The organism is Nocardiopsis flavescens (assembly GCF_900141985.1).
Classification (GTDB): domain Bacteria; phylum Actinomycetota; class Actinomycetes; order Streptosporangiales; family Streptosporangiaceae; genus Nocardiopsis; species Nocardiopsis flavescens.
On record NZ_FQZK01000009.1, the window covers coordinates 190,944 to 204,315 of the forward strand.

Below are 13,372 nucleotides of genomic sequence, written 5' to 3' on the forward strand. Positions count from 1 at the left end.
CACCGGTGGGGCCGCCGGGAATACTCGATCCGGGCGGGCGGGGCTGTGGCGGTCTCCGCCCGCCCTCCCGCAGCCCGGGGGCGCGGCGCCCGCCGCCGCCCCGCGCGTCAGCCGGTGCCGTAGCCGAACCGGATGTGGTCCAGGAACAGGAAGAACCCGAGGAACCCCAGCACGGCGACCACGAAGCAGACGGCGGTGGAGATCCAGGAGTACCGGGTGTAGCGCCGCATCTTCGCGGGGTCGTCCGAGCTGCCCAGGGCGATCCCGGCCAGGACCACCCCGACGATGTTGATCACCAGCAGGCAGAACAGGACACTCAGGATCGACACCGTCAGCGCGATGACCGCGGCGGTCCTCTCCGCGGGCGCCGCTGCCGGGGGACGGCCGTGTCCGGCTCCTCGTCCAGGGGGCGGGTAACCCATCGCGCATCCTCCCGGTCGCGTCGGCGCACCTCACAGCGTTTTCGGGAGGGGCGGAGCGAATATACCAGGACGTACCGCCGCACCGGCGGTCTCACCCGGAGGAAGGGGGCCGGTCCGCCGGCCCGCCCGGTTCAGCCGCCGTAGAGCCGGGTGCGGTCGTCCACGTCCGCGGCGGGGGCGCCGGTGTGCCAGGCGCCGTGCCCCACGCGCAGGGTCCAGTCGCCGTACAGCCGCCCGGCGTCCCGGCCCACCGTGAACCGGAAGTTCGCCCGGTAGCGGCCGACCTCCCCGGAGCGCAGGGTGAACAGGGTGCGGGGCCAGCGCCGGGGGAAGGCCTCCCACCCGTCGGGGGCGGACCTGGCCACGGTCAGCAGCCCGCCGTGCTCGCGCAGGCGCAGGCACCAGGGGACCCCGGTCAGGGCGGCGTACCGCACGGTCTCCTGCGGGACGTACGCGTTCTCCTCCCGCAGGTCCACGTCGTGCAGCAGGACCGGGGTCCCGGGACCCGGATCGGGGAGGCCGGGGAGCGGGAAGGCGTCGGGCAGCCCGCGCCGCACATCCGCGGACCGGGCGCCGCGGCCCTCCTCGGTCCACCACACGGCGACGCGCTGCACGGCGATGGGGGGAGTGCGCATCCCCCCATCATGCCCCGGGGCGCGCGGCCCTCGATGCGGCCGCCGCGGCGGTGCCCCGGCACACCGGCCCGAAACGGTCGCGGCCCCGGGGAACCCCCGGCCGCCCCCGGGAGTCCCACACGGTGGGGGCGACCGAGGGGAGGAGCCTGATGGACGGAACGCACCGGGGCGACCTGCTGTCCGGGGACGACGAGGGGTCGGAGGAGGTCAACGACCTCCTGGACGACGGCGGCGACACCGTCAGCGGCGTGCGGCGGTTCCCGCCGCGGGCCGCGCCGCCCTCGCCGGACGCCACGGAGACGACCGTCCTGCTCCGGGACGAGCTGGGGCTGCCCACGGTCGGCGAGATCGGCGGCGACCTGCTGGGCGCGGACGGCGAGGCCGCCGCGCGCGAGACCGGCCTGCCCGTCCGCGCGGCGGGGCTGCCGGCCCGCGCCGTCGCGGACACGGTCATCGACGAGGCCGACCACCCGGGCCTGGCGCTGCGCGCGGTCTCCCTGCGCGGCGACCGCAACCGCGCGGCGGGGCTGCCCCGGCAGGAGTCCTTCGGGCTGTACCCCCTGGAGGGGTTCGTGCTGGCGGTCACGGCCTGCGGCTTCCCGTCGGTGCGCGACGCCGACCGGGCGCGCCGCCTGCTGCGCCGCGGTGTCGCCGACCGGCTGCCCGAGCTCGGCGCCCCGCGCCGGGACCCGGGGCACTTCCGCGGCCTGTGCGCGCAACTCCTGGGCCGTGCGGTGCAGGAGGGGCCGCCGGGATCCCTGACCGCCGCACTGCTGCGCCTGTCCCCGGCGGGGGAGACCACCGACTGCCTGCTGTTCGGGACCGACGCCGCGTCCGCCCGGCTGCTGCGCGGGGGAGCGTGGGAGCCGCTGCCCGCCACCCTGCCCGCCGCCCCCGACGGGGTGCACGTCAACGGCCGCCCCATCGCCCCGGGCGAGGCCCTGCTCCTGTGCGGCGAGGGGCTGTCCGGCCCCATGGCGGACGCGGAGACCGCCGACCGCCTCGCCGCCCAGTGGGGCGCGGGCCGGGTGCCCGGCCGGATGGAGTTCGGCCGGCAGCTGGACTTTCGCGCGGACGGCCACGACGCCGACCGCACCGCCGTCTGCCTCTGGGGGCTGTGACCCGGCCGGGCTCACGGCTCCGGGCGGGTCAGCCCCCCAGGTTCTCCTCGTCGGGCCGGGCCGAGTCCGGGCGCAGCGGGTCGTGCCCCACCGACATCAGGGACCGGCGCCACCCGGCGTCCTCCCGCCGCGGCTCCGCCAGGAGGCGGTTAACGTGGTCCGCGACCTGCTCCATGAGGTCGACGTCGGAGCCGGTGAGGTCCGTGCGCCGCTTGCGGAGCACGGCCACCACCTCCTCGCCGCGCGCCGACACCCCCAGGCCGGGCCCGGGCCGCTCGAAGGCCTCCTCGCCCGAGGCGTCGGTGAGCAGCCACTCCCGCAGTTCCTCGCCCGTCATGTTCACCGCCGTGTGGAATGCGTTCCAGACCGCGTCGGCGCGGTCGTCGTGCTCGGCCATCGTTCCCCCTCTGTCGTCGTGCTCTCCCCGCGCGGGGTCCCCGGCCACGGCCGTCTCCGGGGGCGCCCCGATGATGAACCCGAAGACCACGTGGTCGGCGAGCAGGGCCCACCGCTCCCCGGCGCTCTCCCGGCGCGCGTGCCCCAGGCCCAGAGCGGGGGCGAGCACGGCCTCGAAGGCCCCCCAGGCGAGGACGCCGTAGACGGGGCCGGCGAGCCGTGAGGCGCGCAGCCGCCGCGGGAGGAGGGAGAAGGCCAGGCCGGCCACCGTGCCGTACGACCAGTGGGCCAGCTCGATGACCGCGGTCCGGCGGTTCTCGGGGAAGGCTTCCAGGACCGGGGGCACGCCCTGCCGCAGGATCTCGTCGGGCGGCGTGCGCTCGACGAGGCCCAGGCCCACGGTGGCCTGTCGCATACCGGTCATCGCCATCGATCCCACCGCTCCCCGGACGGCGCCCCTCACCCACGGGCGCCGCGGGGGCCGGTGCGCGCACCTGCCCATCGTGCCCCTCCGATCTGCTCGTGCCCTTCCCCTGACCGCGATCGGCGGGTTCACACCTGCGCCGCGGGGGGTCGGACGGTCACCGGTGGGTAGGGGGCGGTCATGAGACCCACAGTGCGCACGGGAGCGGCGGCGGCAGCGGCGGCGGTGACCCTGGCGACCGCGTGCGGCGCCGCGGGAGAGGGGGGAGGCGGGAGCCCGCGGGCCGAGAGCGCCCCGGAGGCGGACGGGGGCGCGGTGGGGGAGCCCGGCGTCCACGCGACGGGCCTGGAGGTCCCCTGGGGGATCGCCCCCCTGCCGGACGGCTCGCTGCTGGTGGCCGAGCGCGACTCCGGCGAGGTGGTCCGGGTGGCCGGCGACGGCACCGCCGAGGCGGCGGGCACCGTGGACGGCGTGTCCTCCGGCGGCGAGGGCGGCCTGCTGGGCCTGGCCGTCGACCCCGCCTACCCCAACGAGCCCTATGTCTACGTGTACTTCACCTCCGACTCCGACAACCGGATCGCCCGCCTGGAGTACGACCCCGAGGAGGGGCTGACCGGGCAGGAGACGCTGCTCGACGGCATCCCCGCGGCGGGCAACCACAACGGCGGCCGGATCGCGTTCGGCCCCGACGGCTTCCTGTACGCGGGCACCGGAGACGCCGGGGACCCGTCGCTGTCCCAGGACCGGGACTCGCTGGGCGGCAAGATCCTGCGGATCACCACCGAGGGCGAGCCCGCCGAGGGCAACCCGTTCGGCAACCGCACCTACAGCTACGGGCACCGCAACGTCCAGGGACTGGCCTGGGACGGGGACGGGCGGCTGTACGCCACGGAGTTCGGCCAGGACCGGTGGGACGAGGTCAACCTCATCGAGTCCGGGGGCAACTACGGCTGGCCCGACGTGGAGGGGGAGGGAGGCGGGGAGGAGTACGTCGACCCGCTGGTCACCTGGTCCACCGACGAGGCCTCGCCGAGCGGGGCCGCGGTGGCGGACGGCTCCCTGTGGGTGGCCTCCCTGCGCGGCGCCCGGCTGTGGGAGGTGCCGCTCACCGGGGACGGCGGCGTCGGGGAGCCCGCGGCGCACTTCGAGGGGGAGTACGGGCGTCTGCGCACGGTGGTGGCCTCCTCCGAGGGCGACGCCCTGTGGCTGTCCACCAGCAACCGCGACGGCCGGGGCGATCCGGCCGAGGACGACGACCGGCTGTTCCGGGTGCCCCTGGGGTGAGCGCCCGCCGGGAGGCCGGGGAGGCCACCGCACATCCTCACGGCCGGCCGACGGGCGCGCCCAGGGCGGCGCGGGCCAGGAGGATCCCCCGCGGGGTCGGGCGCAGGGTGCCCAGCAGGTCGCTGCCGCGCACCGTCCGGCCCAGGGCGGTGAGTCCCGCCACGACGTCCCGGTAGGGCGAATCGGAGTCCCCGGCCACGGCCGGCAGCAGGAGCACGCCCGCGTGCCCCCGGTGGGCCCGGCGGCCGCCGCCGGACCGGACCGGCGCAGGGTGTTGCCGCGCCGCCTCGGCCGGCGGGCCCAGGACGCCGAGGGCCTCGGGACGGGCCTCGGTCAGTTCCGTGAGCAGGGGGCGGGGGTGCCCGTGGGGTCGGGCCGACCGGTCCCGCCCCCGGGCCCGCCCGGGCGGCGGCGGGTCCGCGGACCCGGGCGCGGCCCCGGCACCCGGCTCACTCCTCCGGTTCGGCCGGGGCGGCCGAGGCCAGGCCGCGCGTCACCACCTGGTCGGCCAGGACGCGGCGCACCTCCTCGGCGTCCCCGGAGTGCCCCGGGTGCCCGGTGCTCTCGCGCAGCTCGTTCAGCACCGCGGCCACCACGGAGTCCTCGGTGACCAGGCCGGAGAGCGGTGCGGCCTCGACCGCCTCGCGCCACCGGCGCAGCGCGTCCAGCCGCCCGTGCACGACCGCCTCGCGGGTGATGTGGAACAGCTGGTCCAGGTTGCGGTGGTAGGAGTCCGGGTCGGTGAGGTCGGCGTCGACCACCACGACCGGGCGCACCCCCGAGCCCTCCGGCCGCAGGTGGTAGACCCGCCACACGCGCCCGTTGGTCAGGAAGACCCACTCCGCGCCCTCCTGGGCGGCCAGGCGGCGGGCCATCTGGATGTTGCGCAGGTCCAGGTCCTGGCCGATCCCGCGCACCTCCACCGGGGCGAACAGCTTTCCGTCCAGCATGATCGCGTAGTCGTTGGAGTCGCCGCTGGTCCGGTACTCGGTGGTGAGGTCGTGGTACTTGCTGAAGTTGAGGCCGACGCTGAAGAAGTCGGCCACGAGCAGGCGCGTGTCCCCGTCGTTGGCGTCCCGCTCGGCCAGCTCGGCCACCGGCCCGGCGAAGCGGTCGAGGGCCGCGGCGACCCGGCTGCGCACGGAGTCCTGCCAGCTCAGGGTGGTGGTGAATTCGCCCGTTCGGCTCATGACCTGGGTCTCTTCGACGTCCATGAAACTCCGCTCCCGTATCTGCCGCAAGCCCCTGTCCCACGGCCTTCTCCGGCACGGCGGGGACGCGGACAGGGAAGATCCGGCCACGATGCTACAACTCGCGGACCGGCCCGGCACATCGTGTATCGCCGCGAGTGACGCGAGGGGGAACGATGTCCCACCGGGACGCGGGGGACCGCGTCCCGGTGGGGGAGAACCCCGGTTCCACCCTGAGATCGCGCCGCCCCCCTGTGCCGTGGACGGGCGCCGCCCTAGAGTGCTGTCCATGTGGACAGTAAACAATCCAACTGGAAAATCTCCCGCGAGCACATCCGCGGGGCGCATGCACCACCTCGACGCCCTCAAGCTCTTCCTCGTCGTCCTCGTCGTGGTCCTGCACGCGGCACAGCCCTACGGCCCCGCGGACTGGTGGTACGTCGAGCGGGAGGGCGGATCGGACCTGCTCGCGGAGGCCGCCCGGGTGGGCGGCACGTTCCTGATGAGCCTCTTCCTGTTCGTCTCCGCCTACTTCGTCCCCGCGGCCCACGACCGCCTGGGCGGGGCGCGCTTCCTGGGGCGGCGGTTCCGGCGCTTCCTGCCGCTCGTCCTCGTGGGCTTCTTCGTGGTCGTGCCGGTCGTGATGTACGCCTACCACCAGAACTTCCGGGACCACCCGCCGCTGGGGCCGCTCGCCTACTACACCGACGTCTACCTCGGAGCGGGGGAGGAGCCGGCGGGCTGGACCGGGCCCATCTGGCCCGACCGCCAGTTCGCGCACCTGTGGTTCCTCCAGCACCTGCTGGTGTACGCGCTCCTCTACGCCGGCTGGCGGTGGGCCGCCGACCGGTTCGGCCGCCCCCGGCCGGCCGCTCCCGCAGGGCCGCCCGGGACGGTCGCGATCCTGGGCTTCACCGCGGCGGTGGCGGCGGCCACCTTCCTGCTGCGCGTCCCCTACCCGGTCGACACGTGGATCCCCCTGCTGGAGTTCATCCAGACGGAGCCGGCCGACCTCGCCCTCCAGGCCTCGTTCTTCTGGGCCGGGACCGCCGCCTACCGCCGCGGCTGGCTCACGACGTTCTCCGACCGCGCCGGATACGCCTGGCTCGCGGTCGGAGGCGTCCTCGCCGCCGCCCACCTGGCGTTCGGGCCGCGGCTGGAGGCGCTGTACGCCCCCGGCGGAGCGACCGCGGGCTCCCTGGTGTGGTCCGGGGTGGAGACGGTGATGTGCGTGTCGCTCTCGATCGGGCTGCTCGTGCTGTTCCGCCGGGTGGCGGACCGCCCGTCGCGGTGGGTCGCGGGGGCGGCGGCCCTGGGGTTCACCGTCTACCTGGTCCACGTGCCGGTGGTGGTCGCCCTCCAGTACGCGACCCTGGGGCTGGACCCCTGGCCCGCGTTCCTCCTCGTCGCGGCCCCGGGGACCGCCGCGAGCCTGGCCCTGGCCTGGCTACTGGCCCGGACACCCGTGCTGCGGCGCTTCCTGTGACGGCCCGATAAGGTGGGCGACCATGACCCACGGCAACGACGCCGACCTCACGGCGCGGGCGCGGATCCGCCTGGCGGCCCTGGCCCTGTTCGCCCGGAACGGCTTCGCGGGCACCTCCCTGCGGGCCGTCGCGGCGCGGGCCGGGGTGTCCCACGCCCTGGTCCGCCACCACTTCGGCTCCAAGGAGGGGCTGCGCGCGGCCGTGGACGAGGACGTCCTGGACGTCTTCGACTCCCTGATGGCGGAGGCCGACACGGCCGGCCCCGGAGGACTCCTCGCCGCGTTCGGCGGTGCCGCCGCCGGACTCTTCGGCACCGACGACGTCCGCCGCGAGTACCTGCGCCGCTCCCTCCTGGAGGGCAGCGACGCGGGCGCCGCCCTCTTCGCGCGGCTGCTCGAAGGCGTGCAGACCCGCCTCGACGGGCTCCGCCGGGACACCGCCGACGAGGGGCCGGCCCAGGAGCCGGCCCGCCGGTGGGAGCCCTACCAGGTGCTCTTCCTCATCCTGGGGCCGGTGCTCCTCGAACCCGTCATGACCCCCGGTCTGCCCCGTCCGGTCTTCGATCCCCCGGTGGTCGCCGAGCGCAGTGGCGCCAATCAGCGGCTCATCGCCCGGGGGATCCTCGGACGCGGGTGACGCACGGCCCGGGGACGGCGCCTCAGGACGGGAGGCGCCGCACCCGGGCCGTGCACCCTTCCCCCGGACCGCGGGCGCCGGGGCCGCTACGCCCACCGGCGCCGCAGGTTCGGGCCCGGCCCGTGCGTCCCCGGACGGCCGGCCCGCGGGGGCCGGCCCTCCGGTCGGCGGACCGCCGGGGCCGCCGGGTGCGCGCTAGCCGAGCCGGCCGTCGAGGACGCCGTCCACGAACGTCCGGTACTCCCGCAGCGCCATGCGGAGCCTCTCGGTGTCCGCGCCGTCCTCCCAAGCGGCGCGCAGCTCCGTCCGGCGGGCCTCGATCCGGGCGATGAGCGCCTCGGTCACGTCGCCGGCCAGGGCGTCGGCCTCGCCGACGGACTTGCCGGGGTCGTCCACGAACCCGTTGACGGCGGTGTTCAGCCGCTCCCGGATCTCGTCGCGCTTGAGGGTGTGGGACGGCGTGCCCCGGCCCGTGCGCCGTCCGCGGCGCTCGCCGCCGGTGCGCTCACGGGCGCCCGGAGCCCCCTCGGGGGCGTCCGGCGCGGACGCCGGCTCCTGCGGACCGGACGGGACGGGGATCGCCCCCGGTGCGGTCGTGTCGACGGGGTCGCGCACCTCGGCGTCGACCTGAACCGGTCCGGTCTCGGTGCCGGCGCGGGCGCGCCTTCCGGTCGCGGTCTCCTCGGAACGCTTCATCGTGCCACCTCCTGGGTCTGCTCGCGCTTGCCGGCACCCCGCTTCGCCGGTCGCAGGCCCATGTCGCCCACCAGGGATTCCAGCAGGGCGCGGTGGGCCACCAGGACCTCGCGCAGGTGCTCGGTGTCGGTCGTGTTCGTCTCGGTGCGGACGGTGCGGTGCACGGCGGCGACCTCGTCGCCGTGGTCGGCGGACAGGTCGGCCAGACGGTGCTCGAACGCGTCGTCATCGGTCCCGGAGGGCTCCTCCGGGTAGCCGAGGGCGACCGCGGCGTCCGTCAGGACCTGCCGGGAGTCCCGCAGGGAGCGGGCCGGATCGTCCACGAACCGCTGCTGGACGTCGATCCAGGCCTGCCGGTACCGGGCGGCCTCCTCGTCGGTGGGCCTGCGGACCCGGACCTCCTTGCGGCGGTCCAGCCTCCGGGACAGCTCGCGCTCCGCGGACTTGGTGTCCCCGCTGGTCATGAGCACGTGGTCGTACTCGTCGCCGAACCGCTTCCGCAGCCGGGTCCGGTTGCCCATCGGAACCTTGTCGCTCCCGAAGGACAGGACCAGGGCGACGGCGACGATGAGAACGACCGCCGCGCCGATGATGATGAAAGTCGTCGTGTCCATGAGGATTCGCCTCCTATGCCTTCATCACCTGCCCAGGACCTTTTCCGTGAAACGGATCGGTGCGGCTTCGCGGGCGAATAGGAGTGCGTTTCCCCTCGTGGCGGCCGGGAAAAAAATCTCACGGCCCGGGTGCGCCGGACGCCGTTCCGTCGTCCGCCGGACGGGTTCGCCGACGGCGGGGACCGGTGGGGGAGCGGTGGTCGGATGCGGCCCAGGGTGCGGTCCTCAATTTCGCGGATGTGAAATGACAGGCGCTTATCGAGGAGTTTCACGGAAAGTGATCGACGGGCCGGATAAAGGCCTTCCGAGGGAGTGGCAGGCGTGTTTCACCCCAGCTCACGCGGGCTTTTTTCGAAGCGGGGGAGTTACCTTCCCGTGATCAGGATCTCCACGAAGGCGCGGTAGGAGCGCAGTGCCAGCCGCAGTGTCTCGGTGTCGGCGTCCTCGTCCCAGGCGGCGCGCAGCGCCGCCCGGCGGGACACGATCTCGGCGACCAGCGCGTCGGCGACCTCCGACGCCAGCGCGTCCGCCTCCCGCACCGCCTCCCCGGGGTCGTCCACGAACCCGGTGACCGCGCCGCTCAGCCGCTCCCGGGCCGACGCCGTGTCCACCCCGCGCGGCCGGGGCAGCCACCCGTCCTCCGCCGAGACCCGTTCCGTGCCCGCGCTCCGCGCCGGCGCCGCTCCGTCGACGGCCTTCTCCACCGCGTCCGCCTTCCACCGTGCCGCGGAGCGCGCCGTCCGCGCGCCCCCCTCGTGCGCGCGCAGGGTCCAGCGCACCCGCCCGCCCGCCTCGGAATGGTTCACCGCTGAGCCTCCGGTCCCCCGTCGTGCGCGTCCGTCCCGCCCAGCAGGGCGTCCACGAGCCGCCGGTACGCCACCAGCAGCTCGCGCAGGTGCTCGGTGCCCTCGGCGCCGCCCTCCCGGACCCGCCGCACCTCGGCGACCTCCCGCGGGTGGTCCACCGAGAGCGTTCCGAGGAGGTGCTCGAACTCCTCGCCGGGCGGGTGGCCCAGGTCCAGGGCGATCGCGGCGACGACCGCGCGGGCGTCGCGCACCGAGTGCCCGGGGTCGTCGACGAACTCCCGCTGGACCGCCGCCCACGAGCGCGCGTGGTCGGCGCGCAGGTCGTCGGGGAGCGCGCGCGTCCGCAGCGCGGACCGGCGCGAGAGCCGGTCGGAGAGGTCGCGCTCGGCGGCCCCGGCGTCTCCGTGCAGCCGCAGGGCGTGGTCGTACTCCGCGCCGAAGCGCCGCCGGAGCCGGGCCGTGCGGCGGGCCGGGAGGAGCGGGGAGCGGAGGGCGATCCCGGCGCCCGCGGCGGCCAGGATCACGACCAGGACGAGGATGACCAGGGGCGTCGTCTCCACGGGGGCAACCTCCTGTCGTCGGGAAGGGTGCCCCGGCCTGCGCCGGTGAAACCAGGCGGGCCGCGGGCGGCTCACCTGCCCCCGGCCACCCGCAGCACCGTCCCGGTCGCGTAGGAGGCCGCGGGGGACAGCAGCCAGGCGATCGCGTCCGCGATCTCCCCGGGTCGACCCGCACGTCGCAGCGGGATCGTCGCCGCCGCCCGGGCGGGGCGGCCGGGGTCGCCCATGGCCGCGTGCATGTCGGTCTCGATCACCCCGGGGGCGACCGCGTTGACCCTGATTCCGGACGGCCCCAACTCCTTGGACAGACCGACCGTCATGGCGTCCACCGCGGCCTTGGTCGCCGCGTAGTGCACGTATTCGTCCGGGCTGCCCAGGGTGGCGGCGGCCGAGGAGACGTTGACGACGGCACCCGCCCCGCGGGCCCCCATGTCCCGCGCGGCCCGGCGGCAGCACAGCAGGTACCCGAACACGTTGACGTCGACCACCCGCCGCAGGACGGCGGTGTCGGCGTCCGCGAGACGGCCCAGCGGGCCGGTCACCGCGGCGTTGTTGACCAGGCCGGTCACCGGGCCGAGGGACTCGGCGGTGTCGAACAGCCGCTCCACGTCCGCCTCGGAGGAGGTGTCCATGCGCACCGCCGCGCACCGGGCCCCGGCCGCCCGGACCCGCTCCGCGGTCCGCTCCGCCGCCCCGGTGTCCGAGGCGTGGCCGAAGACGATGTCGTGCCCGTCGGCGGCCAGCCGGGCGCAGGTCGCGGCGCCGATGCCCCGCCCCCCGCCGGTGACCACGGTGAGAGGTCGCGTCGTCATGGTTCCCCTTCCCCGCACGGCAGCGGGCCGCGCACGTCGGGACCAGTGTTCCACCGGGCCCCGGGCGGGAATGACCGAGGGGCGGACTAGGGTGCCGCCATGAACTCCGACACCCCCCGGGGCCCCGCGGGCCTGGCCGGAACCCCTCTCGCCTTCGACACCGCGGCCCTGCGGCGGGTCCAGGAGAACGCCTGGGTCGACCCGGCGGGCGACGCGGTCGTCCTCGACTACTTCGACCTCGCCCCCGACCTGCCCGCCTCCCTGGAGGACCTGGCCGACCTGCGGGCCCGGACGAGCGCCCGCGTCGCGGAGTCGGGGATGGGGCTGGTCGAACTCGACACGGTACTGCTCGACGGCATGCCCGCCCTGCGCCAGGTGGTCAAGGGGCGCGACCCCGGCCGGGAGTCGGGGATGGCCTACATCGGCTCGTACACGATCCCGAGGGACCGGTGCGGCGCGGTGGTCCGGGTGCAGTGCTTCGAGGGGCCGGTCACCGGCATCCGGGAGGCGTCCCTGTTCCCCCTCTTCCTCGACCGCCACCAGGGGGACGTGCAGGAGGCGATGGCGGCCTGGGCCCGGCACCCCTACGCCGGGGGCGTCACCGGCGGGACGCCCCGCAACCAGGCCGAGGACCCGGTGTGGGACGACCGCTTCCCGGACCACCCGGTCTCCCGCGCCCGCCGCCTGCTGGGCGTGCTCGCGCGGTCCCTCCGGGTCGACCCGGCCTTTCGCGACCTGCCCCCGTTCCGGTACGGGTCCTAGGGACCGCGCGGAGCCGGGCGGCCGGCGCCCGGCCCTCAGCCGGGGGCGCCGCCGAGCGGCGTGCCCCGTTCGGTCACCGTCTCGTACACGAGGTCGGTGGTGACGGAGCCGACGCGGGCGAGGCGCATCGTGATCCGCTGGAGGTCCGCCACGTCCCGGGCCAGGACCTCCATGTGGTAGCAGGACTCGCCGGTGATCCGCAGGCACCGCACGATCTGCGGCTCCTCCGCGATGACCGCGTCCACCTGGTCGAACAGCGCCCCGTGCACCTTCATCCGGACGACCGCGTGCAGGTGCAGCCCGACTGCCGCGGGCGGGACGCGCGCCCGGTATCCGGCGAGGACGCCGCTCTCCTCCAGCCGCCGCACGCGCGTCCGCGTCGCGGACAGCCCCAGGTGGGCCCGGTGGGCCAGTTCGGTCAGGGTGATCCGCGCGTCGCGCTGGAGTTCTCCCACGAGGACGCGGTCCAGGGCGTCGAGTTCGACAGGGTTCGTCACGCGTCCACTGTGCCGCAGGTTCTGCGGCGGAACGAGGCCGATACCGCACTTGTGTCCTTCAGCGGCGTACAGGCCCGTTCCTAGCATTGTTCCCACGGGCAGGGCGACGGTGAGGAGTCGGATCATGGACGTGCGGTTCTCCTGGGTGGACGTGTTCGCGGAACGGCCGCTGACGGGCAACCCGCTCGCCGTGGTGCCCGACGCGGACGGGCTCTCCGACGAGCGGATGCGGGCGATCGCCCGCGAGTTCAACCAGTCCGAGACGACCTTCCTGGTCCGTCCGGACCTGCCCGGCGCCGACCACCGGCTGCGCTCCTTCACCCCGGGCGGGGCCGAGGTCCTGGGCGCCGGGCACAATGCCATGGGCGCCTGGATCTGGCTGGCCCGGTCCGGGCTCCTGGACCCCGGCCGCGACGCCTTCGTCCAGCAGATCGGCGGCGACACGCTCCCCGTACGGATCGTCTCCCGCGGCGAGGGCGGGGCGCGGGTGGCCATGGAGCAGGCCGCTCCCCGCTTCCCGGGCCCCGTCGACGCCCGCGACGCCCTGGCGGCGGCCCTGGCCCTGGACCCGGCCGACCTCGCCGCCGACCGCGTGCCCGAGGTCGCCTCCACCGGGGTGGCCCACCTCCTCGTGCCCGCCCGGGACGCCCGGGCCGTGGACCTCGCCGACCCGGACCCGGCCCGGCTGCGCCGGCTCCTGGCCGACGTCGGCGCGGAGGGCTGCTACCTCTACACGGTGGACACCGCCGGGCTCCCCCCGGGCGTCGACGCCTACGCCCGCTTCTTCAACCCGACGGTCGGCATCGCCGAGGACCCCGCCACCGGCACCGCCGCGGGGCCCCTCGCCGCGGTGCTGGTCCGCGACGGCCTCAAGCGGGAGGGGGAGGCGGTCACGGTCGAGCAGGGGCGCGCCATGGGGCGCCCGAGCAGGATCGGCCTCACGGTCGGCGGTGGCGCCGTCCGCATCACGGGCTCCGGCGTCGTGGTGGCCGAGGGCACGCTCCACCTGTGAACCCGGGCCGGCCCGGGG

The 13,372-nt window shown here is 75.8% G+C and carries 17 protein-coding genes; 6 read left to right on the forward strand and 11 right to left on the reverse strand.

Annotation, left to right across the window (positions count from 1 at the left end; all coding sequences use genetic code 11):
- Positions 1–107 precede the first annotated feature (107 nt).
- Complete coding sequence (locus BUE45_RS16480; protein WP_073380215.1) at positions 108–329, reverse strand: hypothetical protein; 222 nt, start codon at positions 327–329, stop codon at positions 108–110.
- A 224-nt stretch (positions 330–553) separates the two neighbouring features.
- Positions 554–1,057, reverse strand: coding sequence for a hypothetical protein (locus BUE45_RS31875; RefSeq protein ID WP_073380216.1), 504 nt, complete (start codon positions 1,055–1,057; stop codon positions 554–556).
- A 149-nt stretch (positions 1,058–1,206) separates the two neighbouring features.
- Between BUE45_RS31875 and BUE45_RS16490 the strand changes: the two genes are divergently transcribed.
- Positions 1,207–2,178, forward strand: a complete 972-nt coding sequence (locus tag BUE45_RS16490) for a hypothetical protein (RefSeq protein WP_073380217.1) — start codon at positions 1,207–1,209, stop codon at positions 2,176–2,178.
- A gap of 28 nt (positions 2,179–2,206) precedes the next feature.
- Here BUE45_RS16490 and BUE45_RS34090 read toward each other — a convergent pair whose 3' ends face one another.
- Positions 2,207–2,998 (reverse strand): DUF3140 domain-containing protein, encoded by a 792-nt coding sequence (locus tag BUE45_RS34090; RefSeq protein ID WP_394328517.1) that lies wholly within the window; start codon positions 2,996–2,998, stop codon positions 2,207–2,209.
- 180 nt (positions 2,999–3,178) lie between these two features.
- On the opposite strand from BUE45_RS34090, the gene BUE45_RS16500 reads away from it, so the two are divergent.
- Positions 3,179–4,282 (forward strand): PQQ-dependent sugar dehydrogenase, encoded by a 1,104-nt coding sequence (locus tag BUE45_RS16500; RefSeq protein ID WP_073380219.1) that lies wholly within the window; start codon positions 3,179–3,181, stop codon positions 4,280–4,282.
- Positions 4,283–4,319: 37 nt separating this feature from the next.
- Here the strand turns inward: BUE45_RS16500 and BUE45_RS16505 are convergent, their stop codons facing one another.
- Together BUE45_RS16505 and BUE45_RS16510 are read right to left on the reverse strand one after the other, a co-directional pair.
- Positions 4,320–4,499 (reverse strand): hypothetical protein, encoded by a 180-nt coding sequence (locus BUE45_RS16505; RefSeq protein WP_073380220.1) that lies wholly within the window; start codon positions 4,497–4,499, stop codon positions 4,320–4,322.
- Positions 4,500–4,731: 232 nt separating this feature from the next.
- Positions 4,732–5,496: a hypothetical protein gene (locus BUE45_RS16510; RefSeq protein ID WP_073380221.1), complete on the reverse strand. Its 765-nt coding sequence runs from the start codon at positions 5,494–5,496 to the stop codon at positions 4,732–4,734.
- A gap of 322 nt (positions 5,497–5,818) precedes the next feature.
- Between BUE45_RS16510 and BUE45_RS16515 the strand changes: the two genes are divergently transcribed.
- Together BUE45_RS16515 and BUE45_RS33860 are read left to right on the forward strand one after the other, a co-directional pair.
- Positions 5,819–6,958 (forward strand): acyltransferase family protein, encoded by a 1,140-nt coding sequence (locus tag BUE45_RS16515; RefSeq protein WP_178378558.1) that lies wholly within the window; start codon positions 5,819–5,821, stop codon positions 6,956–6,958.
- A gap of 22 nt (positions 6,959–6,980) precedes the next feature.
- Positions 6,981–7,595, forward strand: a complete 615-nt coding sequence (locus BUE45_RS33860; protein WP_073380222.1) for a TetR/AcrR family transcriptional regulator — start codon at positions 6,981–6,983, stop codon at positions 7,593–7,595.
- 195 nt (positions 7,596–7,790) lie between these two features.
- Here the strand turns inward: BUE45_RS33860 and BUE45_RS16525 are convergent, their stop codons facing one another.
- From BUE45_RS16525 to BUE45_RS16545, 5 genes are all read right to left on the reverse strand, one after another.
- Positions 7,791–8,291 (reverse strand): hypothetical protein, encoded by a 501-nt coding sequence (locus BUE45_RS16525; protein WP_245833287.1) that lies wholly within the window; start codon positions 8,289–8,291, stop codon positions 7,791–7,793.
- Positions 8,288–8,905 carry a hypothetical protein gene (locus BUE45_RS16530; protein ID WP_073380223.1) on the reverse strand — a complete coding sequence of 206 codons (618 nt, stop codon included), beginning with the start codon at positions 8,903–8,905 and terminating at the stop codon, positions 8,288–8,290. The genes BUE45_RS16525 and BUE45_RS16530 overlap by 4 nt, the downstream gene beginning before the upstream one ends.
- Positions 8,906–9,270: 365 nt before the next feature.
- Positions 9,271–9,711, reverse strand: a complete 441-nt coding sequence (locus BUE45_RS16535; RefSeq protein WP_073380224.1) for a hypothetical protein — start codon at positions 9,709–9,711, stop codon at positions 9,271–9,273.
- On the reverse strand, positions 9,708–10,271 hold the full coding sequence (locus BUE45_RS16540) for a hypothetical protein (RefSeq protein ID WP_073380225.1): 564 nt from the start codon (positions 10,269–10,271) through the stop codon (positions 9,708–9,710). The genes BUE45_RS16535 and BUE45_RS16540 overlap by 4 nt, the downstream gene beginning before the upstream one ends.
- Positions 10,272–10,342: 71 nt before the next feature.
- Positions 10,343–11,083, reverse strand: a complete 741-nt coding sequence (locus BUE45_RS16545; RefSeq protein WP_073380226.1) for an SDR family NAD(P)-dependent oxidoreductase — start codon at positions 11,081–11,083, stop codon at positions 10,343–10,345.
- Between the two features lie 99 nt (positions 11,084–11,182).
- Here BUE45_RS16545 and BUE45_RS32560 point away from each other — a divergent pair, with 99 nt between their 5' ends.
- Entirely contained in the window at positions 11,183–11,845 is a 663-nt protein-coding gene (locus BUE45_RS32560) for a hypothetical protein (protein WP_084737388.1), read from the forward strand.
- A 35-nt stretch (positions 11,846–11,880) separates the two neighbouring features.
- On the opposite strand, the gene BUE45_RS33865 is transcribed toward BUE45_RS32560, so the two are convergent.
- The gene (locus tag BUE45_RS33865; protein ID WP_073380227.1) at positions 11,881–12,342 is read right to left on the reverse strand and encodes an Lrp/AsnC family transcriptional regulator; all 462 of its coding nucleotides are present in this window, start codon (positions 12,340–12,342) and stop codon (positions 11,881–11,883) included.
- 124 nt (positions 12,343–12,466) lie between these two features.
- On the opposite strand from BUE45_RS33865, the gene BUE45_RS16560 reads away from it, so the two are divergent.
- Positions 12,467–13,354: a PhzF family phenazine biosynthesis protein gene (locus BUE45_RS16560; protein WP_084737389.1), complete on the forward strand. Its 888-nt coding sequence runs from the start codon at positions 12,467–12,469 to the stop codon at positions 13,352–13,354.
- Positions 13,355–13,372: the final 18 nt, after the last annotated feature.

What these genes read in the sequence shown, in the direction of transcription:
- BUE45_RS31875 (WP_073380216.1), bottom strand. Translation starts at nt 1,057, where the DNA reads ATGCGCACTCCCCCCATCGCCGTGCAGCGCGTCGCCGTGTGGTGGACC.
- BUE45_RS16490 (WP_073380217.1), top strand. Translation starts at nt 1,207, where the DNA reads ATGGACGGAACGCACCGGGGCGACCTGCTGTCCGGGGACGACGAGGGG.
- BUE45_RS34090 (WP_394328517.1), bottom strand. Translation starts at nt 2,998, where the DNA reads ATGACCGGTATGCGACAGGCCACCGTGGGCCTGGGCCTCGTCGAGCGC.
- BUE45_RS16500 (WP_073380219.1), top strand. Translation starts at nt 3,179, where the DNA reads ATGAGACCCACAGTGCGCACGGGAGCGGCGGCGGCAGCGGCGGCGGTG.
- BUE45_RS16510 (WP_073380221.1), bottom strand. Translation starts at nt 5,496, where the DNA reads ATGGACGTCGAAGAGACCCAGGTCATGAGCCGAACGGGCGAATTCACC.
- BUE45_RS16515 (WP_178378558.1), top strand. Translation starts at nt 5,819, where the DNA reads ATGCACCACCTCGACGCCCTCAAGCTCTTCCTCGTCGTCCTCGTCGTG.
- BUE45_RS33860 (WP_073380222.1), top strand. Translation starts at nt 6,981, where the DNA reads ATGACCCACGGCAACGACGCCGACCTCACGGCGCGGGCGCGGATCCGC.
- BUE45_RS16525 (WP_245833287.1), bottom strand. Translation starts at nt 8,291, where the DNA reads ATGAAGCGTTCCGAGGAGACCGCGACCGGAAGGCGCGCCCGCGCCGGC.
- BUE45_RS16530 (WP_073380223.1), bottom strand. Translation starts at nt 8,905, where the DNA reads ATGGACACGACGACTTTCATCATCATCGGCGCGGCGGTCGTTCTCATC.
- BUE45_RS16545 (WP_073380226.1), bottom strand. Translation starts at nt 11,083, where the DNA reads ATGACGACGCGACCTCTCACCGTGGTCACCGGCGGGGGGCGGGGCATC.
- BUE45_RS32560 (WP_084737388.1), top strand. Translation starts at nt 11,183, where the DNA reads ATGAACTCCGACACCCCCCGGGGCCCCGCGGGCCTGGCCGGAACCCCT.
- BUE45_RS16560 (WP_084737389.1), top strand. Translation starts at nt 12,467, where the DNA reads ATGGACGTGCGGTTCTCCTGGGTGGACGTGTTCGCGGAACGGCCGCTG.